The sequence below is a fragment of the Modicisalibacter sp. genome (genome assembly GCF_055145905.1).
This window is the reverse complement of sequence record NZ_JBSREH010000049.1, coordinates 1-21,577: the sequence shown is the minus strand read 5'-3', so window position 1 is coordinate 21,577 and position 21,577 is coordinate 1. Positions and strand designations below refer to the sequence as shown.

The window sequence follows — 21,577 nt, the reverse complement described above, 5'->3', positions numbered from 1 at the left end:
GATGAAGCCGCTTCATTACACCGTCGATACGGGCTCAGCGGGCGGGGTCGACATGGCCGCCCAGCGAGGCGTTGCGGCGGAACCAGCCAGCGATGCTGGCGCGGGGCCGGTGTGTCGGCAGCACCGCATGGGGCACCCGGTCGGAAAGAAAGCAGACGAAGGTTCCGGACTCGGGCGGCACGCGGGCCAGTTCGCGGGTGGCGTCGTCGGCGTAGATGACCATCTCGCCGCCGCCGTCGTGCGGCCAGCCGGGGTTGAGGTAGAGCACCGTCGAGATCACCCGGTTGGCACGTCCCTGGAAGCTGTCGACGTGAGTGCGGTAGAAGGTCCCGGCCGGGTAGCGGGCGAAGTGCGCCTCGAACTCGAACAGGCCCAGGTAAAGGGTACGGTTGATCTGGCGCTGCAGGTCGCCCATCAGCGCCAGATAATCACGCTGGGGCTGGGTGTCGCGAGTCAGCCAGCGGATCGCGTCACCACGGATGTCGCGTCGCAGCTGGTGCTGTTCGCCGCGGCCGATGCCGGCCGCCTTCAGGCCGTCATGGGCGGCGAGATGCCCCAGCTCGTCGTGCAGGGCGCGGCACAGCCCGGCGTCGATCACATCGGGGCCGACGAAATAGCCGTGGTCGACCAGACCGTCGATCAGGCGGTTGAGGGTGGCGGCATCCAGGGGCATCGACAAGGCATCCGTGACGAGAGGCGGGATTTCCGGCGGTGTGGTGCCGGGGCGAAGCAAAAACGCGGTTCAGTCGTCGAGATCGGGAATCGACCGGCGGCGTTCCGGGTGATGGTGCAGGTGGCTGCCGGCGGGGGGCGCGTCGAGGCTGACCGGGCAGCCGAAGCCCTCGGCGAGCAACTCCACCAGCATCATCGCCGACAGCCCCCAGATGACGTGCCCCTCGGCGGCGTAACTGGGCACATAGCACGACCGGCCGTTGACGGTGATGACGTCGGTGTGACTGCGCCGGTCCTCGAGAAACAGCGTCAGGGGTACCTCGAAGATGGTGTCGAGTTCGTCGGGCTGCGGGCGCAGCGGCAGGTCCGGGGGAATGACGCCGACGAAGGGCGTGACGCTCAGGCCGTGCAACGACAGCACGTCGCTCAGTCGGCCGAGCAGGCGAACCCGCGCGGGCGGCAGGGCGACTTCTTCCTCGGCCTCGCGCAGTGCCGTGGTCAGCAGGTCGGGGTCGCCGGGCTCGCGCTTGCCGCCGGGGAAGGCGACCTGGCCGGCGTGCTGGTTCAGGTGGCCGGCACGCCGCGTGAACAGCAGGGTCGGCACCGGTCGCGCGACCAGCGGGATCAGCACCGCCGCCTGGGGCAGGGCCGGGCTGAGTCGGCGTGGCGTGTGCGCTTGCAGGCGCTCGTGGAGTTTCTCTAACATGGGCGTTCCGCGGATTTTGTTCCTTGTACCCAGCTACCTCCGGGCCGTCAATGCTCGCCTGCCGCAAGAGGACCTCATGAACTTCTGCAGCCACTGCGGTGAACCCGTGCGCTTCGCCATCCCCGAGGGCGATGATCGGCCCCGTTATCTCTGTGATGCCTGCGGCAGCATCCACTACCAGAACCCGCGCATCGTCGCCGGGACGCTGCCGGTTCACGATGGCCGCATTCTGCTGTGCCGGCGTGCCATCGCCCCGCGACGCGGCTACTGGACCCTGCCCGCCGGTTTCATGGAGAACGCCGAGACCACGCTCGAGGCCGCCGCCCGCGAAACCCGCGAGGAAGCCTGTGCCGAGGTGGCGATCCACGGCCTCTATACCCTGATCAACCTGCCGCACATCAATCAGGTCTTCATGATCTTCCTCGCCGACCTGGAAGGCGGCTTCGACGCCGGGCCGGAAAGCCTCGAGGTGGCGCTGTTCGGCGAGGACGAGATCCCCTGGGACGAGCTGGCCTTCCCGACCATCGAACGCACCCTGCACCACTATTTCAGCGACCGCCGGCACGGTGCGTATCCATTGCACATGAGCGATATCAGTCCGGAGGATAGAGAGCGTTACTTCGGCAGTGCCTGATAGGGAGTCTACAAAACGTCTGCACTCGGCAATACTGCGTTGAAATTGACCTCGAAATGCTCATTTACTGTTCGTAAACTCCGCTTTCTCGGACAATTTCGCCTTGTCTTGCCGTCGTTCGACTGTTTTGTAAACACCCTCTAAATAGCATGATCAGCGTTAATGCTTACTTCCGACTATAGATCTTCCAGCCGCCACACCTCGCAGGCCGGTTCCTCGTAGGGATGGGCCGTCCTGAGGGCGGCCACGGCGTCGCGGATACGGCTGTCCTCGCACACCAGTTCCACCTTCAGCTCCTCGACGTGCTCGAGATCGCCGACCCGGCCGATGTGCGGGTCGGCGCCGGCGAGCGGGCGGAACTGTCCGGTGCCGCGGGTCTGGAAGCAGCACGCCTCGTAGTCGCCGATGCGGCCCGCGCCGGCGGCGAACACCGCTTCCTTGACCGTCTCGGCATCCTCGACGGGGACGAAGAAGGCAAGCTTGTACATGCAGGGCTCCTGACTGTCGGGTGACATCGTGACCGCCGGTCGTCGGCAAGTCATCGGTCATGATGGCATAATGCGCCGGATTGCCTCGACTGGAAGGGATGGCCTCGATGCTCAAGTGGCTCGCCGTGGTGCTGCTCGCGCTGCTCGGCCTGTTGCAGTACCGCCTGTGGCTGGGGGAGGGGGGCGTGCGCGAACTCACCCACATCCGCGCGCGTGCCGATACCCTGGACGACGAAAACGCGACCCTGCGCGAGCGCAACCAGCGTCTGGCGGCCGAGGTGATCGACCTCAAGAACGGCCTGGACGCCATCGAGGAGCGGGCGCGCAGCGATATCGGCATGATCCGCAAGGATGAACAGTTCTTCTGGGTACCCGAGGTGTCGGTGCCCGACGGCGAGCCGGCACCGAGCCGGCCCGGGACGGACACGGAGGCGGGACCATGAGCGAGCGGGTATGGCTGATCGTGCCGGCGGCCGGGCGCGGTCGCCGCATGGGGGCCGCCCGGCCCAAGCAGTACCTGACGCTGGCCGGCGCCAGCGTCATGGCGCGGACCCTGGAGCGCCTGCATCGTGCCTTCCCCGAGGCGCGGCTGTGCCTGTGCCTGGATGCCGAGGACGCCTGGTTCTCGCCGACGATGGTGCCCTTCGCCGACTGGCGGCGGGTCGAGGGCGGCGCCGAGCGCGCCGACAGCGTGGTCAATGCGCTGGACGCGCTGGCCGAGGAGGCCGCGAACGACGATCTGGTGCTGGTGCACGATGTGGCACGGCCCTGCGTGCATCCGGCGGATCTGGCGGGCCTGCGCGAGGCGCTGGCCGACGAGCCGGTCGGCGCGCTGCTGGCCGCACCGGTGGCCGACACCATGAAGCGCGCCGACGCCGCCGGGCGCATCGTCGCCACCGAGCCCCGCGATGGGCTGTGGCACGCCCTGACGCCCCAGGGCTTCCGCTACGCCCTGCTGTGCCGGGCCCTGCACCATGCCCGGGCCACCGGCGTGGCGGTCACCGACGAGGCCTCGGCGGTCGAGGCGCTGGGCCTGGCGCCGCGCCTGGTCGCCGGGCGCCGCGACAATCTCAAGATCACCCATCCCGAAGACCTCGCCCTGGCGGCGCAGATTCTTGCCGCCCAGGAGGCCCCTGCCTGTTCCGGAGATTCCCCCGCATGATGCGAATCGGCCACGGTTTCGACGTTCACCGCTTCGGCGAGGGCGACCACGTGATGATCGGCGGCGTGCGCATCGCCCACGATCGCGGCGTCATCGCCCACTCCGACGGCGACGTGCTGCTGCACGCCCTGTGCGACGCCCTGCTCGGCGCCTGCGCGCTGGGTGACATCGGCCGGCACTTTCCCGATACCGATCCCCGCTGGGCCGGCGCCGACAGCCGGGCGCTGCTGCGCGACGTGATGGCCCGGGTCGCCGAAGCGGGCTACGCCGTCGCCAATATCGACGCCACGGTGATCGCCCAGGCGCCTCGGCTGGCCGCCCACATTCCCGCCATGCGCGAGACCATCGCCGGCGACCTGGACGTGACGTGTGATGCGGTCAACGTCAAGGCCACCACCACCGAACGGCTGGGCTTCACCGGCCGCGGCGAGGGCATCGCCGCCGAGGCGGTGGTGCTGCTGAGGGCGGTGGAGGCGGCCGGGTGAGCACACGACGCACGATCCCCGTTCCGACCTGGCCCCCCGACTGGCCGCGGGCACACGGCGCGCTGCCGGCCGCCGGCGAGTATCGCGCCGTGCCCGAGGACTTCGTGGTCGAGGAGTGGCTGGGTTTCGCCCCGGAAGGCGAGGGCGAGCATCTCTGGTTGTGGCTGGAAAAGCGCGACCTGGGCACGCCCGAGCTGGCACGCCGGGTGGCCCGGGCCTGCGAGGTGGCGCCCCGCGACGTCGGCTATGCCGGGATGAAGGATCGTTTCGCGGTGACCCGCCAGTGGCTGTCGGTGCATCTGCCCGGTCGCGAGGCCCCGGCGGACCTGACCGAACGGCTGGCCGCGGCGGAGGTCACGCTGCTCGAGCAGGCCCGCCATCCACGCAAGCTCAAGCGCGGCGTGCACCGCGGCAACCGCTTTCGCCTGCGTATCGGTGGGCCGGCGGTCGCCCATCCGGCCTTCGCGTCGCGCTGGGCGCGGGTCTGCGAGGCGGGGGTGCCCAACTACTTCGGCCCCCAGCGCTTCGGCCCCGAGGGCCGTAACCTGCAGCGTGCCTGTGGCATACTCGCCCGAGGATGGCGCAAGCGCGACGACCGGCAGGGCATGCTGCTGTCGGCGGCCCGCAGCTATCTGTTCAACGAGCTGCTGGCGGCCCGGGTGCGTCGCGGCGACTGGGACCGGGCGCTGCCGGGCGAGGTGCTGATGCTCGACGGCACGCAGAGCGTGTTCGTGGCCGAGGCGCCGGACGCCGAACTGGCCGCCCGTGTCGCGGCGGGCGACGTGCACCCGGCCGGGCTGCTGTGGGGCGAGGGGGCGACGACGGCGCGGGAGGCGGCCGCGGCGCTCGAACGGGACCTGGCCGAGGCGCATGCCGGACTGTGCGCGGCGCTGGCGGCGAGCGGGGTGCGCACCGCGCGCCGTGCCCTCCGGGTACGGCCGGCGGCGGCCGCGCTGCATCACGAGGGCGAGACGGCGACACTCGACTTCACCCTGCCGCGCGGCGCCTTCGCTACCGCCGTGCTGCGCGAGCTGTTGTGCCATCCCACCCTGTAGCGTGCGGCCCGAGGAGACCGATCGATGCGAAAACTGCTGCTTTCCAATGACGACGGGGTGCATGCCCCGGGGCTCAAGGCGCTCTACGAGGCGCTGCTGGATCACGCCCGGCTGCGCGTGGTGGCACCGGATCGCGACAAGAGCGGCGCCAGCAACTCGCTGACCCTGAGCCGGCCACTGGCGCTGACCGCACTGGACAACGGCTTCTACAGCGTCGACGGCACCCCGGCGGATTGCGTCTATCTGGGCGTCAACGGTGTCTGGGACGAGCGACCCGACCTGGTGATCTCGGGCATCAACCACGGCAGCAACCTGGGTGACGACGTGCTCTACTCGGGTACCGTGGCCGCCGCCATGGAGGGCCGCAACCTGGGAATGCCGGCGATCGCCGTGTCGCTGGCGGGATCGCGCCACTTCGATACCGCCGGGCGGGTCGCGGCGAGTCTGGTGGGCGCGGCGGACTCGCTGTCGCTGCCGCCGCGCAGCCTGCTCAACGTCAACGTTCCCGACTGCCCGTGGGAGGCCGTGCGCGGCTTTCGCGTCACCCGGCTGGGCTATCGCGGCCCGGCGCAGCGCCCGCTGGCGGTCACCGACCCGCGCGGACGCACTCGCTACTGGATCGCGGCGGTGGGCGAGAATGCCGACGACGGGCCGGATACCGACTTCGCCGCGGTGGAGGCGGGCTATGTCTCGATCACGCCGCTGCAGACCGACCTGACCCGCCACGGGGCGCTGCATGACGTACAGGGCTGGCTCGATGCGCTGTCACGACTCGCGTGAGCTCAGCGGCATCGGCATGACCTCGCAGCGCACCCGCGATCGCATGGTGGGGCGCCTGGCCGAGGCCGGCATCAAGGACGCCCGGGTGCTCGCGGCGCTGGCCGGCGAGCCGCGCCACCTGTTCATCGACGAGGCGCTGGCGCATCGCGCCTACGAGGATACGTCGCTGCCCATCGGTTTCGGTCAGACGCTATCTCAGCCCTGGATGGTGGCGCGCATGAGCGAGCTGGTGCTGGCCGGCGGCGCGCGGCGCGTGCTGGAGGTGGGCACCGGTTCCGGCTACCAGACCCTGATCCTGTCGCGGCTGGTCGAGACGGTGTGGTCGCTGGAGCGCATCCGCAGCCTGCAGACCCGGGCGCGGATGCGCCTGGCCAGGCTCGGTGCGCACAACGTGCGCCTGCGGCTGACCGACGGCGCCCACGGCTGGCCCGAAGCCGCCCCCTTCGACACCATCCTGCTGACCGCCTGCGCGAGTGAACTTCCCGGCGCATTGTTGTCGCAGTTGAGCGATGGCGGGACCCTGGTCGCGCCGCTGGCGGATGCCGACGGCGTCCAGTGGTTGACCCGCATCGTGCGGCGCGGCGACGGCTACGCGCAGCAGCGCCTCGAGCGGGTGCGCTTCGTGCCGCTGCTGGAGGGCATCATCCAGTGACGGTGGCGCCGGCAGCCCGTGGCCGTCACGGGCGAGCACTTTTTGATATCGATCCAGAGGAGTCGGGCGTTGAAACGAGCGCTTAAGCTGTTCTTCAAGGGCGCGGGCATGGGGGCGGCGGATGCCGTGCCGGGCGTCTCCGGCGGCACCATCGCCTTCATCACCGGGATCTACGAGGAGTTGATCCATTCCATCCGCCAGTTCGGCCCCACCGCCTGGACGGCCTGGCGCCGGGACGGCGCGCGCGGGCTGGTGACGCACCTCAACCTGGCCTTCCTGCTGCCGCTGCTCGCCGGCATCGCCGCCAGCCTGATCAGCGTCGCGCACCTGGTCACCTACCTGCTGGCGGCGCACCCGCTGCTGCTCAATGCCTTCTTCTTCGGTCTGGTCGCCGCCTCGGCGGTGGTGGTGATGCGCCATGTGGACGGCTGGCGGCTGTGGCACGTGCTGCCGCTGGCGGTGGGCATGCTGCTGGCGCAGTGGCTGCCCAGCCTGATGCCGGCGCTGTCCGGCCTGGGCAGCCTGCGGCTGATGGTCGGCGGGGCGATCGCCATCAGCGCCATGCTGCTGCCCGGCGTCTCGGGCAGTTTCCTGTTGCTGACCATGGGGCTTTACGGCACGGTGATGACCGGCATCAAGGGAATGGATGCCGGCCTGATCCTCCAGTTCGGCGCCGGCTGCCTGGTCGGCCTGCTGACCATGTCGCGGCTGCTGTCCTGGCTGTTCCGCCACTACCACACGGCGACGCTGCAGCTGCTGGTGGGCTTCATCCTCGGCTCGCTGCCGCTGCTGTGGCCCTGGCGCGAGATGGTCAGCTACCAGCTGGGGCCGGACCAGCAGGTGATCCCGCTGGATTACCGCTACCTGCTGCCCGGCGACTACAGCGCCCTGACCGGCGAGCCGGCGCAGCTGGCCGCGGCCCTGGCACTGATGGCCGTCGGCCTGGTGCTGGTGCTGGCGGTGGGGGAACGTTCCACGTCATCTTTCAAGGAGTCATGAGCCCATGCGCAAGGCCGTTGTGATCTCGATGCTGTCGCTGACGGTGGCAGGTTGTGCGGCCCCCGAGGCCCCGCCCCAGGTCAGCGATCTGTCGACCAGCCGGGAACAGGCACCCCGGCAGACCGTCACCGTGGAGGCGGGCGACACCCTCTACGGCATCGCCTGGCGCAATAACATGGATTTCCGCGAGCTGGCGCGCCTCAACGGCATCACGCCGCCTTATCGCATCCAGCCCGGCCAGACCCTGCGGTTGAGCGAGTCCGCCGACGCCGGTGCGCCGAGCGGTGGTAGTGCCGCGCCGGCGGTGGCCCGTACCGGCGATGGGGCGGGCAGCGCGGGCGGCGCGGCATCGCCGCAGAATCCCGACTGGCTGCTGGCCGGCACCGGGGGCGAGGCTTCCGGTACGGCGGCGGCCGGTTCGCAGGATGACGGCTCGCCGGCGCGCGGGGCGCTGGCCACGGCCGCCGGCGTCGGTACCCGTTCCGGCACGATGCAAGCCCCGGGCCCGGTCTATGAAAACGCGGGCTCAAGCAAGAGCGAACCGTCCGGGACGGCCGACAAGGCATCAACGACCGCTTCGGCCTCCCGTGACACCGGCGCCGCCGACACGTCGAAGGTTGCCACCGCCGGCTCGCCGTCAGCGTCTTCCTCGCGCAAGAAAACCGACACCACGGTGTCATCAAGCAGCGGCGATACTGGCAAGAGTGCCGCGGCGTCTTCCGCGGGTGCGAAGGCGGCGGATAGCGGCAAGCAGGCCGATGCCGGCACCGCGGTGGCGGGCGGCGCCGAGGCGCCGAAGCCGGAGCAGCGCAGCTATCAGCCGGTGGCGAACATCCCCTGGCAGTGGCCGACCGAGGGCAAGATCGTTGGACGTTTTTCTGACAACTCTAACATCACCGCCGGCATTGATATCGCCGGGCAAAAGGGGCAACCTGTCAAGGCTGCCGGCCCGGGTATCGTCGTCTATGCAGGCAGTGGCGTACGCGGCTACGGCAACCTCATCCTCCTCAAGCACAACGACCATTTCCTGAGTGCCTACGCGCACAACGACAGCCTGAGGGTGAAGGAAAACGATGTCGTCAAGGCGGGAGAGGTGATCGCCACGATGGGCAACTCCGATGCCGATGGCGTCAAGCTGCATTTCGAGGTCCGCAAGGATGGCCAGCCTCGGGATCCCCTCGACTACCTGCCGGCGCGCTGAGGCGCCGCGGCGAGGGGAGTGGAAAGAAGCCGCATTGGCGGCTTCTTGTTACAGGGATGGACGACCGCACATTCGGTCGCCCCAGACAGGTCGACAATAACAACATCGAGCCGAACCACGGCTGCACTACGAGCAGCAGACTAACGGGGTAGCGACATGAGCATGCTTGAACGGGATATTCAGGATGTCGATCTCAACGATACGGATGACGAGGTGCAGGTCATTGACGATGACGCGGATGCCAAGGAAGAGGCTGCGTTCGAGAAGGCACTGAGCCGCGAGGACAACAACTACCACCAGAGTCTGGACGCCACTCAGATCTATCTCAACGAAATCGGTTTTTCACCGCTGCTGACCCCGGAAGAGGAGGTGCATTTCGGCCGCCTGGCACAGAAGGGGGACCCGGCCGGTCGGCAGCGCATGATCGAGTCCAACCTGCGGCTGGTGGTGAAGATCGCCCGGCGCTATCTCAATCGCGGGCTGTCGCTGCTCGACCTCATCGAGGAGGGCAACCTGGGCCTGATCCGCGCCGTCGAGAAGTTCGATCCGGAACGCGGCTTCCGCTTCTCCACCTATGCCACCTGGTGGATCCGCCAGACCATCGAGCGGGCGCTGATGAACCAGACCCGCACGATTCGCCTGCCGATCCACGTGGTCAAGGAGCTCAACATCTACCTGCGCGCCGCCCGTGAGCTGACCCAGAAGCTCGATCACGAGGCCACCGCCGAGGAGATCGCCGAGTTTCTCGACAAGCCGGTGGCCACGGTCAAGAAGATGCTGGGTCTCAACGAGCGCATCTCGTCGGTGGATTACCCGCTGGGCACCGAAAGCGACAAGCCGCTGATCGAGACCCTGGCCGACGAGAACGAGAGCGGCCCGGAGTCCTCGCTGGTGGATGTCGACGTCAAGGAGCACGTCGAGGACTGGCTGGCCGAGCTGACCGACAAGCAGATGGAGGTCGTGGTGCGCCGCTTCGGCCTGCGTGGCCACGAGGCGGCCACCCTCGAGGAAGTCGGCGAGGAGATCGGCCTGACCCGCGAGCGGGTCCGTCAGATCCAGGTCGAGGCGCTGAAGAAGCTGCGCCGCGTGCTCGAGAAGCAGGGGCTCTCCCTGGACGCCATCTTCGAGTGACCCCGGCGGCGACAAGGCAACGATGACGACGAACGCGGGCCCCGGCCCGCGTTCGTCGTTGCAGCGGGCGTTTCACGCATTTGATTCGCAAGCTAACATGCGGCATTGTATGTATAATGCCGTTTCGGCTTGCTTCTAGTGAAAGGAAATAATACTGATGCCGTCCCGACAAGCTCTCTTCACGCGTCGCTCGCGCGTGCCCGGCGCTCGCTGGCGCCTGCTGCCGCTGCTGGTGGCGGCGGCACTCGCCTCGCCCGCCCAGGCCGCCGACCTCTGGTCGATCGCCCGCGACGCCCTCGACAACAACGCCACGCTGGCTTCGTCCCGCTCTACTTACCAGAGCACCGAGTCCAGTCGCGAGGTACAGCGCGGCGACCTGCTGCCGCAGATCGACGCCAAGGCCAGTGTGGCCAACAACCGGACCTTCGAGCGGCAGGCCAGCGATCAGCCCACCGGTTCGCCCAACGACGACAACTACAACTCGGCCAATGTCAGCGTGCAGGCGACCCAGGCGCTGTTCGATGCCACCAACTGGTACGAACTCAAGCGCAGCGAGAACCAGGTCGGCCAGCAGTCGCTGACCCTGGAGCAGACGCGCCAGCAGGTCCTCTACGACGTGGCCGACGCCTACTTCGCGATTCTCCAGGCACGCGATATCCTCGCCGCCCGCGTGGCTCAGGAAAAGGCGATCCAGCGTCAGCTCGAGCAGGCCAAGGAGCAGTTTCAGGTCGGCCTGATCGCCATCACCGACGTTCATGAGGCGCAGGCCTCCTACGACCTGGCACGGGCGCAGCGCATCGCCGCCGCCAACGACCTGCAGGTCAGCTTCGAGGCTCTGGAGCGCCTGACCGGCAAGCGCTACGACTCGATCGAGGGGCTGGCCGACGACATTCCCATCGAGACGCCCAAGCCCGCGGCCCGTGACGCCTGGGTGTCGATGGCCATGGAGAACAACCCCACGCTGCTGGCGACCCGCAAGGGAATCGATATCGCCCGCGACAACGTCGACGTCGCGCGGGCCGGCCATCTGCCGACGCTCGACGCCTACGCCGACTACAACTATTCGAACAACGACATCGACTATCTCTCCGGGCACAGCTCCGGCGCCGAGATCGGTCTGCAGGCCAGCGTGCCGATCTTCCACGGTGGCAGCACCAGCGCCCAGGTGCAGAGCAACACCTACAAGCTCGAGGCGTCGCAGTACGACTTCGAGGCCCAGCGTCGCCAGACCACCCAGCAGGTACGTTCGTTCTACACGCGGGTGGTCAACGACGTGCAGACCGTCGAGGCCCGGCGTCAGGCGGTCGTCTCCAACCGCAGCGCGCTCGAGGCGACCCGGTCCGGCTATCAGGTCGGGACGCGCAACATCGTCGACGTGCTGCAGGCCGAGCAGAACCTCTACGACGCCCTGGCCAGCTACGCTCAGGCGCGCTACGCCTACGTCACCGACCTGCTGGGGCTGCGCCGCGAGTCGGGGACCCTGGACACCGAGGCGCTGCGCACCGTGAACGACTGGTTGAGCGAAACCGAGAACGTGCGCCTCGACCTGCCCGCCGATGCGACCGACGGGGATGCCGCCGTGATGGATATCGGCGCACCGCCGACGCCGCCGGCGGAGTAATCCTGCGCGCGATACGCCCCGGGTAGTCGATTCGTCTGCCCGGGGCGTTGTTTTTGGGCGTTATCGGGGGTGAAATCCCGGGTCGGCTGCTAAATAATGAGGCCCTTTTTGGCCCCTTCAGGAGTTCCTCATGGCCCGGCCGCTGCATGCCGCTATCGATCTTGCCGCCCTGCGTCACAATTACCGTCTGGCCCAGGCGCTGGCGCCCGGCAGCCGGGCGCTGGCGGTGCTCAAGGCCGACGCCTACGGTCATGGCGCGGTCGCCTGTGCACGGGCCCTCGAGGGGCTGGCTCCGGCCTTTGCCGTGGCCTGCATCGAGGAAGCGCAGACGCTGCGCGCCGCCGGCATCGAGCGGCCGATCGTGCTGCTCGAGGGCATCTTCTCCGCTGACGAGCTCGAGCGGGTCGAGGCGCTGGGGCTGTGGGTCGCCGTGCACAGCGACTGGCAGATCGACGCGCTGCTGGCCCATCGCCCGCGCCGGCCGATTCCCGCCTGGCTCAAGGTGGATACCGGCATGCATCGTCTCGGCTTCCCGCCCGAGCAGGCCGCGGCAGCCTGGCAGCGCCTGCATGCGGCGCCCGAGCGGGTCACCGACCTGCACCTGATGACCCACTTCGCCACCGCGGATGCCCTGGATCCCGGTTACTTCCAGCACCAGATGGCCCAGGTCGAGGCGCTGGCCGGGCAGCTCGGCGCGCCGCTGTGTCTGGCCAACTCCCCGGCGACGCTGGCCTGGCCGCAGGCCCACGGCGCCTGGAATCGCCCCGGCGTGATGCTCTACGGCAGCAACCCGCTGGAAGGCGACAACGACGCCGCCCGCGACCTGCACCCGGTGATGACGCTGCGTTCCGAGATCATCGCCGTGCGCGAGATCGACGCCGGCGAGCCGGTAGGGTACGGCGGCCGCTGGCGGGCGCCGCGGCGTTCACGGATCGGCGTGATCGCCGTCGGCTATGGTGACGGCTACGACCGCCATGCCGTGGATGGCACGCCGGTGCTGGTCGACGGCCAGCGCTGCGGCCTGGCGGGCAAGGTATCGATGGACATGGCCACGGTGGACCTCACCGACCTGCCGGACGCCGGTATCGGCAGCCGGGTGGTGCTGTGGGGCCGCGACGACAGCGGGGCGGTGCTGTCGGTGGACGAAGTGGCCCGTTACTGCGACACCATCAGCTACACGCTGATGACCGGCATCCTGCCTCGGGTGCCACGCCGCTACTCGGGCGACGAGGCCTGACGGGCCCGGCTCGCCGGGTCCCGGCGAGCCGGTTACAATGGCGCCTCGTCCAGATTCCGGGAATCACGCAACACCCATGGCCGACTCCTCCTCCACGCCGTCCTTCGCCCACCCTCGCTACTGGCCCACCTGGCTGGCCATCGGCCTGATGCGCCTGGGCGCCTGGCTGCCGTGGCGGCTCAAGCTGGCCACGGGGCGGTTGATCGGCTGGCTGGCCTGGCGGTTCGCCGGGCGGCGCCGCCACATCACCGAGACCAACCTGCGGCTGTGCTTTCCCGAGCTGAGCGACGACGAGCGGACGCGGCTGGTCAAGCGCACCTTCCTCGCCAACGGCATCGGTATCCTCGAGACCGCCACCGGCTGGTGCCGCGACCCGGAGCACCTGCGCCACCGCGTGACCTTCCGCGGCGAGGAGCACATGCATCAGGCGCTGGCCCGCGGCAAGGGCGCGCTGATCATCGGCATCCACTTCTCGACGCTGGATCTCGGCGGCGCGCTGCACTCGCTGTATTTCCCCGCCGACGTGGTCTATCGGCCCCACGACAACCCGTTGTTCGAGCGCTTCATGACCCGGGCGCGTTCGCACATCTTCGGCCGGGCCATCGATCGCCGTGACCTGCGTGGCGTGGTGCGGCGCATCAAGGCCGGCTATGCGGTGTGGTACTCGCCGGATCAGGACTTCGGACGCGAGGCCAGTGTCTTCGCGCCGTTCTTCGGCATCGAGGCGGCGAGCATCAAGCTCACCGCCAAGATCGCGCGGATGACCGGGGCGCCGGTGATGCCGCTGATCTTCCATCGCAACCCGGACGACCGCACCTACACCCTGGAGTACCTGCCGGCGCTGGAAGGCTTTCCGAGCGGCGACGAGGTCGCCGATGCCGCGCGCATCAATGCGGTGATCGAGGCGGCGATCCGTCGTCACCCCGAGCAGTACCTGTGGCTGCATCGGCGCTTCAAGACGCGCCCGCCCGGCGAGCCGGGGTTCTACTGACGGCGAGCGGCGCCGTCCGACCTTGACGCTTGGGCATTTCCCGACGATTCTCAAGTCGCGTGATCGGTGGCCGAGGACGGGGCATCGGCCCGGACCGGCCGAATCGATCACAGGGAAACCCTGCCGATACAAGGACGACTGCATGCTCAACTACGCCATCATCTTTCTCGTCATTGCCATCATCGCCGCCGTGCTGGGCTTCGGCGGCGTCGCGGGCGTCGCCGCGACCATCGCCAAGATCCTCTTCGTGGTGTTCCTGATCCTGTTCATCGTGTCGCTCATCCGCAGCCGGCGATAGGGCGGGGCGGGCTCTTCACGCAAGCTCTTCACGCAAGAAGGCCCGCGGGGGTGTCCCCGCGGGCCTTCTGTGTCAAGCGATCGATGCCGCGATGCCGTCAGGCGTCGATGCGCTTGTACTTCATGCGATGGGGCGTGTCGTTGCCCACGCGCTTGCGATGATCCGCCTCGTAGTCGCTGTAGTTGCCCTCGAAGAACACCACCTCGGAGTCGCCCTCGTAGGCGAGGATATGGGTGGCGATGCGGTCGAGGAACCAGCGGTCGTGGGAGATCACCAGCGCGCAGCCGGGGAAGGCCAGCAGGGCTTCTTCCAGGGCGCGCAGCGTCTCGATGTCCAGATCGTTGGAGGGTTCGTCGAGCAGCAGCACGTTGGCGCCCTGCTTGAGGGTCTGGGCCAGCTGCAGGCGCCCCCGCTCGCCGCCGGACAGCTCCGACAGGCGCTTCTGCTGGTCGTTGCCCTTGAAGTTGAAGCGACCCACGTAGGCCCGCGACGACACTTCGTAGCCGTTGATGTTGAGGATGTCCTGGCCGTCGGACACCGCTTCCCAGACGGTCTGCTTGTCGTCGAGGGCGTCGCGCATCTGCTCGACGTAGGCGACCTGCACGGTGTCGCCGACCACCACCTCGCCGGCGTCCGGCGTCTCGGTACCGTTGATCAGGCGGAACAGTGACGACTTGCCGGCGCCGTTACCGCCGATGATGCCGACGATCGCGCCCTTGGGCACCTGGAAGGACAGGTCCTCGAACAGCAGCTTGTCGCCGTAGCGCTTGGTGACGCCGTGCAGCTCGATGACCTTGTCGCCGAGCCGCGGGCCGGGCGGAATGTAGATCTCGTTGGTCTCGTTGCGCTTCTGGAAGTCGCCGGACTGCATCTCCTCGAAGCGGTTGAGGCGCGCCTTGCTCTTGGCCTGGCGGCCCTTGGCGTTGCTGCGCACCCATTCGAGTTCCTGCTTGATCGCCTTCTGGCGCGAGGCTTCCTGTTTGGCTTCCTGCTCGAGGCGCTTCTCCTTGGCTTCCAGCCAGTTGGAGTAGTTGCCCTCGAAGGGGATGCCGTGGCCGCGGTCGAGCTCGAGAATCCAGCCGGCGACGTTGTCGAGGAAGTAGCGGTCGTGGGTGATCGCCACCACCGTGCCCGAGTAGTCGTGCAGGAAGCGCTCGAGCCAGGCCACCGATTCGGCGTCCAGGTGGTTGGTGGGCTCGTCGAGCAGCAGCATGTCCGGATTGGAGAGCAGCAGGCGGCACAGTGCCACGCGGCGGCGTTCACCCCCGGACAGCACGCCGACGTTGGCCTCCCAGGGCGGCAGACGCAGGGCCTCGGCGGCTACCTCGAGCTTGCGCTCCAGGTTGTGGGCGTCGGCGGCCTCGATCAGGTTCTCCAGACGCGCCTGCTCGGCGGCGAGCGCATCGAAGTCGGCGTCCGGCTCGGCGTAGGCGGCGTAGACGGCATCCAGCTGGGTCTGGGCGTCCTTGATCTCGCTGACGGCTTCCTCGACGGTCTCGCGAACCGTCTTGCTGTCATCGAGCTCGGGCTCCTGCGGCAGGTAGCCGATGTTCAGGCCGGGCATGGGCCGTGCTTCGCCGGTGTACTCGGTATCGACCCCGGCCATGATCCGCAGCAGCGTCGACTTGCCCGCGCCGTTGAGGCCGAGCACGCCGATCTTCGCGCCGGGGAAGAAGGACAGCGAGATATCCTTGAGGATCTCGCGCTTGGGGGGCACGATCTTGCCCACCCGGTTCATGGTGAAGACGTATTGCGCCATGGATATCCGGTCGGTTGGAGATGAAGGTAAAGCCCACCGATGATAGTGGCGGCAATCTCGAAAGGCCAGTGGACCGGGTTATCGACCGCGGCGGCCGCGGTCGGTCCGTGGCTCACTCTTCCTCTTCTTCCTCGCCGTCCAGCTCGTTGAGCCAGTCATCCTCGATGGCGCGTTTCAGGCGGCGCTCTTCCAGCAGGGTCTCGACCCGGCGACGGGCGCGCAGCGTATCGTGGCGGCTGGTGCGTGAACGGGAGAAATGCGCGTCGTTGACGGCGTCGAAGAAGTCGGCTTCTTCGATGAAGGACTCACGGCTCATGATGACCTCCCATGACCCTGGCTGGCGGGCGAACGTGCCCGGACTGTTCTGCTCGCTATATAGCGTCAGTCGGCGCCGTGCACAAGAGGGGAGGTCGATGTTTTTTCCGGGGCCGCCGAGGCCCCGGCAGGCGCTCAGCCGGCGTTGCGTTCGGCCTTGAGGGCGTCGAGTTCCTGGAGGGCCTCGACCAGCGGGGTCACGTCCTTCTGCACGCCGATGAAATAGGTCAGCTGGTCCTGTTCGTCGAAGACCGGGGTGATCGACAGCTCGTTGTAGAACAGGCTGCCGTCCTTGCGGTAGTTGCGCAGCACCTCGCGACACGGCCGCTTCTCGGCGAGTGCCTGGCGGATGCGCTCGAGCGCCGGCTGATCGCGGTCGTCGTTCTGCAGGAAGCGGCAGTCACGGTAGAGGATTTCGTCGGTGCTGTAGCCCGTCAGCCGCTCGAAGCCCTGGTTGACGTAGATGAGGATGTTTTCGTCGCCTTCCTGTTCGGCGACCACGATGCCGTCGGCGGAGGCATCGACAATGCGTTCCAGGAGCTTGGCGTCGATCATCGGCGGTCGTTTCATGGTGCGGCTGTCCTTGACGATGGCCGTGGCGGGACATCCCGACGGCGTTTTTGGGCGTCATCTTGACCAGTGGATGACAGGAATGCAACGCGGCGGGATGTCACGACTCCACCTCGGGCAGGCCATGGGCGCAGACCGCCGCCGCCAGTGCGCAGCCTGCCAGCACCAGCAGCAGTGCGGCGCTGCCGATCCACTGCGCCAGCGCCCCGATCAGGCCGCCGACCAGCAGCATCAGCACACCGGTGAGGGTGTTCGACAGCGCCACGTAGAGCGCGCGATCCTCGGCCCCGGCCAGGTCCACGACATAGGTCTTGCGACCCAGGCGCACGCCGGCATGGGCGATCACCAGCGCACCGTAGAGCAGGGCGTAGGGCCAGATCGTCGCGCTCCAGGCGCCCGGGGCCCAGGCCACGGCCGCGGCGGCCAGGCAGCAGACGGCGGCAGCGAGCCCGGCATCGCGCATCACCCGGCGACTGGAGGCATCGGCACGCTTGCCCCAGACAGGGCTGGCGATCATGCCGGCGAGGCCCGAGACCAGGATCAGCACGCCCAGTCCGCCCAGCTGTGCGCCGCCCTGATGCTGGCCGAGCAGCGCGATGTAGGGCAGGGCCAGGGCGCTCGACAGCAGCAGCGCGCGTGCCAGGTTGAAGCGCTGGAAGGCGCGGTCGCGGCGCAGCCGGGTAATGCCCTCGCCGAGGCTCTGCCAGGCACTCTTGCCGCCCTCGGTGGCGCCGGGCTCCTCGCGGATCGCGGCTGCACAGGCGGCGTTGACCAGCCAGCCCAGCGCGGCGACGGCCAGCAGCACCGCCAGCGCCAGCTCACCCGGACGGTCGTTGAACAGCATCAGCACCGCCCCGGCGGCCAGCGTCACGGCGCCGGCGACACTGCCGCTCCAGCCCATCAGGTTGCCGCGGCGCTGCTTGGCGATGGTCTTGCCCAGCACGTCCTTGGTGGCGATCGACGACAGCCCGCGCGCCAGCGACAGCGCCACCAGCACGGCCAGCACCAGCGCGCCGCCGAGGCCGCCGTGGCCGAGCAGCGCCAGCGCGGCCAGCAGCGCGGCGCTGAATGCCTGGATCAGCCCGCCGATCACCCAGATCCACTTGCGCTGCGGCAGGCGGCGGGCGACACCGGCGATCAGCACCTGCGGCAGCAGCGCCCCGGCCTCGCGGATCGGCACCAGCAGCCCCACCATCCACACCGGCGCGCCGATGGCGCCGAGCAGCCAGGGCAGCACCAGCCGCGCACTGGAGAGCTCGTCGGCCAGCTTGTTGCCCAGCGAGGCCAGCAGATGACGAAAGAAGTTGCCCGGCTGCTCGTGGCAGGCGGCCTCGGAGATATCCCGGCACATCCGGGCGTCCTCGTCGCCGGTCAGCCACTCGTAGAGCCGGGACTGGCTGGCATTCGCATCACCCATGTCGCGTTCCCTCGTCCGCTGAATGTCGCTGCCCGGGGCGTCGCCGGGCGCTGCTGCTTGTTATCATCGGGCCGTGCTCACCCCCGGGAGGTCATCATGGCCCATATTCGCATCCATTATTGCACGCAATGCAACTGGCTTCTGCGCGCCGCCTGGTACGCCCAGGAGCTGCTCTCCACGTTCGGCGAGGACCTTGCGGAGGTGGCGCTGGCGCCCAGTCACGGCGGGCACTTCGAGGTGCTCTACGACGACCAGCCGCTCTGGGAGCGCAAGCGCGACGGCGGCTTCCCCGACGTCAAGGAGCTCAAGCGCCGGGTCCGCGACCGGCTCGATCCCGAGCGCGACCTCGGCCATGTCGATCGCTAGGCTCGCCGGGTTATCTTGTGGGAGGGGATTCATCCCCGATAGCGGTACCCGGTGGCCGATTGATCGCGACTGAAGTCGCTCCCACAATGACAACGGCTTGTCCATGCTGCCCGGTCTGATGGCTGGTCTTGTGGGAGGGGATTCATCCCCGATAGCGGGGTCTCGAGGGCCGCTTCATCGCGACTGAAGTCGCTCCCACAGCCCGGCGGACCCTGTCGACCGGCGGGTTACCACCACCGCTTGCGCTTGAGCAGCACCATCACCGCCACCCCCAGCCCCAGGGTGATCAGCAGGAAGACCGCGAAGCCGTGGGGGCTGTCGGCGCCGGGGATGCCGCCGACGTTCACCCCCAGCAGGCCGGTGAGAAAGCTCAGCGGGAGGAACACCGTGGTGATGATCGCCAGCATGTACATGCGCTGGTTGAGGCGTTCGTTGTGCTCGCTCCACAGTTGCTCCTGCAGGATCAGCGCCCGCTCCTGCATGGCGTTGAAGTCCTCCACGTAGCGCGACAGCTGGTTGGCGCTCTCGCGGATCGAGATCCGGCTGTCCTCGTCGAACCAGGTCGGCCCCTGGGCCAGCTGGGCCAGGCAGTCGCGCTGCGGACCCATGAAGCGGCGCAGCGTGATCAGTGGCCGACGAATGCGTGTCAGGTCATCGGCGTCGATGTCGGTGTCGCCGAGCTGGGCGTCCTCCAGCTCGGCCATGCGGTCCTCCAGCTGGTGGGTGACGTCGCCGACCTGGTCGACCAGGGTCTCGACCAGCCAGGCCAGCAGGTCGGGGATCGACAGGGCGCCGTCGCCGGCATCGATGCGCTGGCGCACCACGCTGACCGCCCGCAGCGGCAGGCGCCGCAGGGTGATCAGCCGCCGCGGCGTGACCCACACGCGCAGCGAGATCATCTCTTCCGGCCGTGCGCCGCCCTCCAGGCCCAGCCCGCGCAGGGTGGTGACCACGCCGTCGCCGAAGCGGGCGACCCGCGGCCGGGTGTCGGGCTCGAGCAGCGCCTCGATCACCGCCTCGTCGAGCTCGGCCACCGTCTGCAGGTAGTCGGTGACATCCGCCTGGCGGAAGTCCAGGTGCAGCCACAGCGGCGCCTCGTCCTCATGCCAGGCCCGCCGCAGGGTCGCGTCGTCGAGCGCCGTGCCGCCGCCCCGAGCGTCGAGGCGATAGGCGCTGACGAAGGCGCTGCCGTTGGCGGGCGGATCGAGGGAAGCGGAAGCGGTCACCATGGCGTCTCCTGCGGGTCGGGGGGGGTGAAGGGGGAACGCGGTCGCCAGCCGGGCATGGGCCGGTTAGGCTGTCCGGCATCATCCTAATGTACCCGCAGGATCAGACAAGCAGGGAGCGACCATGACCCGGGATCAGCGCGCGATACTCTACGGCACGGGGGCGGTGGGGCTGTGGTCGACCGTGGCCACCGCCTTCAAGCTGGCCCTGACGACGATGACCCCGGTCGAGCTGATGTGGATCGCCGCGCTGGTCTCGTGGCTGCTGATCGGCGTGCTGGTGGTGCATCGCGGTCAGCTGGGCAGCGCGCTGCGCGGCGGCTGGCGCACCGCGCTGTGGGCCGGGCTGATGAACCCGGTGGCCTACTACCTGACGCTGTTCGCCGCCTACGACCGCCTGCCCGGCCAGGAGGCCATGGCGCTCAACTATACCTGGGCGCTGGCCATGGCGTTTCTCGCCGTGCCGATCCTCGGCCAGCGGCTGACCCCGCGCGACGTGCTGGCCGGGCTGGTCGCCTACGCCGGGGTGTGGACCATCGCCACCCGCGGCCGGGTGTTCGACGTCGCCTTCGCCGACCCGCTCGGCGTGCTGCTTGCGCTGGCCTCGACCCTGCTGTGGGCGCTCTACTGGCTGCTCAACGCCCGCGACGAGCGCGAGCCGCTGGTTGCCCAATGGCAGAACTTCAGCGTCGGCCTGCCGGTGCTGACGGGGATCGTCGCCGCCGGCCCGGGCTTCGCCTGGCACGGCTGGGGGAGCCTCGGCGCCGGGGTCTACGTGGGCCTGTTCGAGATGGGCTTCGCCTTCGTGCTCTGGCAGATGGCGGTGCATCAGGTCTCGCGCACCGCCCGGGTCGCCAACCTGATCTTCCTCTCGCCGCCGGTCTCGCTGCTGCTGCTGCACTGGGTGGTCGGCGAGCCGATCCTCGCTTCCACTCTGGTGGGGCTGGTGCTGATCCTCGCCGGGCTCGGCCTTCAGCAGCTGCAGACAAGCCCAAGCACCGAGCCGGCCTGAGAGGGCAGGGCGAGTTTGCCACCGGGCCCGGGTGGTCGGGAGCGGCGGAACCGCGGGAGCGACTTGATCCGCGCCAAGCGGCGCACTTGCGGGAAGCGTGCGGAAGCGACTTCAGTCGCGATGCGTCAGGCACGAAACGGTCGCTGCCGGGATGCGTGCCCCCGCCATGAGCATCCTGACGAGTTTGCCCATCAGGCGGAGGCTCGGAGTGGCTCTTAACAAGGGAGGAGACCCGTGGATATGACACCGGGATCTCGCGCATTGCGGGCCGGCCGTCGCTCGATGCCCAGGCATGTGTATCTTGTTACTACCTGTACCCATCAGCGGTCGCCTCTGATGATGGATTGGCGGGCGGCGCGGCTGGTCGTCCGTGAAATGCAGCAGTTGCATGAAGAGCAATGGCTGCATTCGCAGAGCTTTGTCGTCATGCCGGATCACGTGCACTGGCTTTTCATGCTGGGGGATGCGTGTTCTCTGAGTCAGGTGGTCAAGCGGTTCAAGGGGCGCTCCGCCAGGAGCCTCAATCACTACCTGCAGCGTCGGGGGCCTGTGTGGGAAACCGGCTTTCATGATCGGCTGCTGCGTCGCGAGGAAGACATGAAAGCCGTGGCCCGTTACATCATCGCCAACCCCTTGCGGGCCGGCCTGGTCGAGAGTGTGGGGCAGTATCCTCACTGGGATGCAGTCTGGCTTTGAGGGCCGCTTCATCGCGACTGAAGTCGCTTGTATGTTGGAAATGACCCAACACGGGCAGTATGGAGAAGACTTGCCGGGGTGGAGGGACGAAGATCGCATCTGGC

Annotated in this window: 25 protein-coding genes; 17 read left to right on the top strand and 8 right to left on the bottom strand. The window is 68.5% G+C overall.

The genetic code is table 11. The features are described from left to right. Positions 1–34: 34 nt before the first annotated feature. Positions 35–673 carry a 2OG-Fe(II) oxygenase gene (locus ACTCB7_RS14620; RefSeq protein ID WP_463007250.1) on the bottom strand — a complete coding sequence of 213 codons (639 nt, stop codon included), beginning with the start codon at positions 671–673 and terminating at the stop codon, positions 35–37. Between the two features lie 69 nt (positions 674–742). Continuing rightward, complete coding sequence (locus tag ACTCB7_RS14615) at positions 743–1,378, bottom strand: CoA pyrophosphatase (protein ID WP_463007249.1); 636 nt, start codon at positions 1,376–1,378, stop codon at positions 743–745. A gap of 76 nt (positions 1,379–1,454) precedes the next feature. Between ACTCB7_RS14615 and ACTCB7_RS14610 the strand changes: the two genes are divergently transcribed. Then, entirely contained in the window at positions 1,455–2,012 is a 558-nt protein-coding gene (locus tag ACTCB7_RS14610) for an NUDIX hydrolase (RefSeq protein WP_463007248.1), read from the top strand. Between the two features lie 176 nt (positions 2,013–2,188). On the opposite strand, the gene ACTCB7_RS14605 is transcribed toward ACTCB7_RS14610, so the two are convergent. After that, positions 2,189–2,500: a YqfO family protein gene (locus ACTCB7_RS14605; protein WP_224416684.1), complete on the bottom strand. Its 312-nt coding sequence runs from the start codon at positions 2,498–2,500 to the stop codon at positions 2,189–2,191. Positions 2,501–2,607: 107 nt separating this feature from the next. Here ACTCB7_RS14605 and ftsB point away from each other — a divergent pair, with 107 nt between their 5' ends. From ftsB to ACTCB7_RS14540, 13 genes are all read left to right on the top strand, one after another. Next, positions 2,608–2,943 carry a cell division protein FtsB gene (gene ftsB / locus ACTCB7_RS14600; RefSeq protein WP_163649174.1) on the top strand — a complete coding sequence of 112 codons (336 nt, stop codon included), beginning with the start codon at positions 2,608–2,610 and terminating at the stop codon, positions 2,941–2,943. Then, positions 2,940–3,662, top strand: coding sequence for a 2-C-methyl-D-erythritol 4-phosphate cytidylyltransferase (gene ispD / locus ACTCB7_RS14595; protein ID WP_463007247.1), 723 nt, complete (start codon positions 2,940–2,942; stop codon positions 3,660–3,662). Before ftsB ends, ispD begins: the two co-directional genes overlap by 4 nt. After that, positions 3,662–4,147: a 2-C-methyl-D-erythritol 2,4-cyclodiphosphate synthase gene (ispF, locus tag ACTCB7_RS14590; RefSeq protein ID WP_463007304.1), complete on the top strand. Its 486-nt coding sequence runs from the start codon at positions 3,662–3,664 to the stop codon at positions 4,145–4,147. The genes ispD and ispF overlap by 1 nt, the downstream gene beginning before the upstream one ends. Next, complete coding sequence (gene truD / locus ACTCB7_RS14585) at positions 4,144–5,202, top strand: tRNA pseudouridine(13) synthase TruD (RefSeq protein ID WP_463007246.1); 1,059 nt, start codon at positions 4,144–4,146, stop codon at positions 5,200–5,202. The genes ispF and truD overlap by 4 nt, the downstream gene beginning before the upstream one ends. 24 nt (positions 5,203–5,226) lie before the next feature. Next, entirely contained in the window at positions 5,227–5,982 is a 756-nt protein-coding gene (surE, locus tag ACTCB7_RS14580) for a 5'/3'-nucleotidase SurE (RefSeq protein WP_463007245.1), read from the top strand. Beyond that, a complete protein-coding gene (locus tag ACTCB7_RS14575; RefSeq protein ID WP_463007244.1) occupies positions 5,939–6,634 on the top strand; it encodes a protein-L-isoaspartate(D-aspartate) O-methyltransferase in 696 nt (231 codons plus the stop codon). Before surE ends, ACTCB7_RS14575 begins: the two co-directional genes overlap by 44 nt. 69 nt (positions 6,635–6,703) lie before the next feature. Next, positions 6,704–7,633 carry a DUF368 domain-containing protein gene (locus ACTCB7_RS14570; protein WP_224416691.1) on the top strand — a complete coding sequence of 310 codons (930 nt, stop codon included), beginning with the start codon at positions 6,704–6,706 and terminating at the stop codon, positions 7,631–7,633. Positions 7,634–7,661: 28 nt separating this feature from the next. Next, on the top strand, positions 7,662–8,834 hold the full coding sequence (locus ACTCB7_RS14565) for a peptidoglycan DD-metalloendopeptidase family protein (RefSeq protein ID WP_463007243.1): 1,173 nt from the start codon (positions 7,662–7,664) through the stop codon (positions 8,832–8,834). Between the two features lie 156 nt (positions 8,835–8,990). After that, positions 8,991–9,965, top strand: coding sequence for an RNA polymerase sigma factor RpoS (gene rpoS / locus ACTCB7_RS14560; RefSeq protein WP_463007242.1), 975 nt, complete (start codon positions 8,991–8,993; stop codon positions 9,963–9,965). A 157-nt stretch (positions 9,966–10,122) separates the two neighbouring features. Then, on the top strand, positions 10,123–11,586 hold the full coding sequence (locus ACTCB7_RS14555) for a TolC family outer membrane protein (RefSeq protein WP_463007241.1): 1,464 nt from the start codon (positions 10,123–10,125) through the stop codon (positions 11,584–11,586). 130 nt (positions 11,587–11,716) lie between these two features. Then, positions 11,717–12,823, top strand: coding sequence for an alanine racemase (gene alr / locus ACTCB7_RS14550; RefSeq protein WP_463007240.1), 1,107 nt, complete (start codon positions 11,717–11,719; stop codon positions 12,821–12,823). 76 nt (positions 12,824–12,899) lie between these two features. Next, positions 12,900–13,814, top strand: a complete 915-nt coding sequence (gene lpxL / locus ACTCB7_RS14545) for an LpxL/LpxP family Kdo(2)-lipid IV(A) lauroyl/palmitoleoyl acyltransferase (RefSeq protein ID WP_463007239.1) — start codon at positions 12,900–12,902, stop codon at positions 13,812–13,814. A gap of 142 nt (positions 13,815–13,956) precedes the next feature. Beyond that, complete coding sequence (locus ACTCB7_RS14540; protein WP_163649164.1) at positions 13,957–14,112, top strand: DUF1328 domain-containing protein; 156 nt, start codon at positions 13,957–13,959, stop codon at positions 14,110–14,112. Between the two features lie 97 nt (positions 14,113–14,209). Here the strand turns inward: ACTCB7_RS14540 and ettA are convergent, their stop codons facing one another. The 4 genes from ettA to ACTCB7_RS14520 all read right to left on the bottom strand — a co-directional run bounded on the left by ettA (position 14,210) and on the right by ACTCB7_RS14520 (position 18,173). Beyond that, the gene (ettA, locus tag ACTCB7_RS14535; RefSeq protein ID WP_463007238.1) at positions 14,210–15,871 is read right to left on the bottom strand and encodes an energy-dependent translational throttle protein EttA; all 1,662 of its coding nucleotides are present in this window, start codon (positions 15,869–15,871) and stop codon (positions 14,210–14,212) included. A gap of 112 nt (positions 15,872–15,983) precedes the next feature. Beyond that, entirely contained in the window at positions 15,984–16,187 is a 204-nt protein-coding gene (locus tag ACTCB7_RS14530; RefSeq protein WP_463007237.1) for a PA3496 family putative envelope integrity protein, read from the bottom strand. A gap of 134 nt (positions 16,188–16,321) precedes the next feature. Next, on the bottom strand, positions 16,322–16,756 hold the full coding sequence (locus tag ACTCB7_RS14525) for a PAS domain S-box protein (protein WP_463007236.1): 435 nt from the start codon (positions 16,754–16,756) through the stop codon (positions 16,322–16,324). 100 nt (positions 16,757–16,856) lie between these two features. Next, positions 16,857–18,173 carry an MFS transporter gene (locus ACTCB7_RS14520; RefSeq protein ID WP_463007235.1) on the bottom strand — a complete coding sequence of 439 codons (1,317 nt, stop codon included), beginning with the start codon at positions 18,171–18,173 and terminating at the stop codon, positions 16,857–16,859. Positions 18,174–18,269: 96 nt separating this feature from the next. On the opposite strand from ACTCB7_RS14520, the gene ACTCB7_RS14515 reads away from it, so the two are divergent. Continuing rightward, the gene (locus tag ACTCB7_RS14515; RefSeq protein ID WP_463007234.1) at positions 18,270–18,539 is read left to right on the top strand and encodes an Rdx family protein; all 270 of its coding nucleotides are present in this window, start codon (positions 18,270–18,272) and stop codon (positions 18,537–18,539) included. A gap of 227 nt (positions 18,540–18,766) precedes the next feature. On the opposite strand, the gene ACTCB7_RS14510 is transcribed toward ACTCB7_RS14515, so the two are convergent. Then, complete coding sequence (locus ACTCB7_RS14510; protein ID WP_463007233.1) at positions 18,767–19,768, bottom strand: zinc transporter ZntB; 1,002 nt, start codon at positions 19,766–19,768, stop codon at positions 18,767–18,769. 121 nt (positions 19,769–19,889) lie between these two features. Between ACTCB7_RS14510 and ACTCB7_RS14505 the strand changes: the two genes are divergently transcribed. Continuing rightward, positions 19,890–20,777, top strand: coding sequence for a DMT family transporter (locus ACTCB7_RS14505; protein ID WP_463007232.1), 888 nt, complete (start codon positions 19,890–19,892; stop codon positions 20,775–20,777). A gap of 240 nt (positions 20,778–21,017) precedes the next feature. After that, positions 21,018–21,473 (top strand): REP-associated tyrosine transposase, encoded by a 456-nt coding sequence (locus ACTCB7_RS14500; protein ID WP_463007303.1) that lies wholly within the window; start codon positions 21,018–21,020, stop codon positions 21,471–21,473. Positions 21,474–21,577 lie beyond the last annotated feature (104 nt).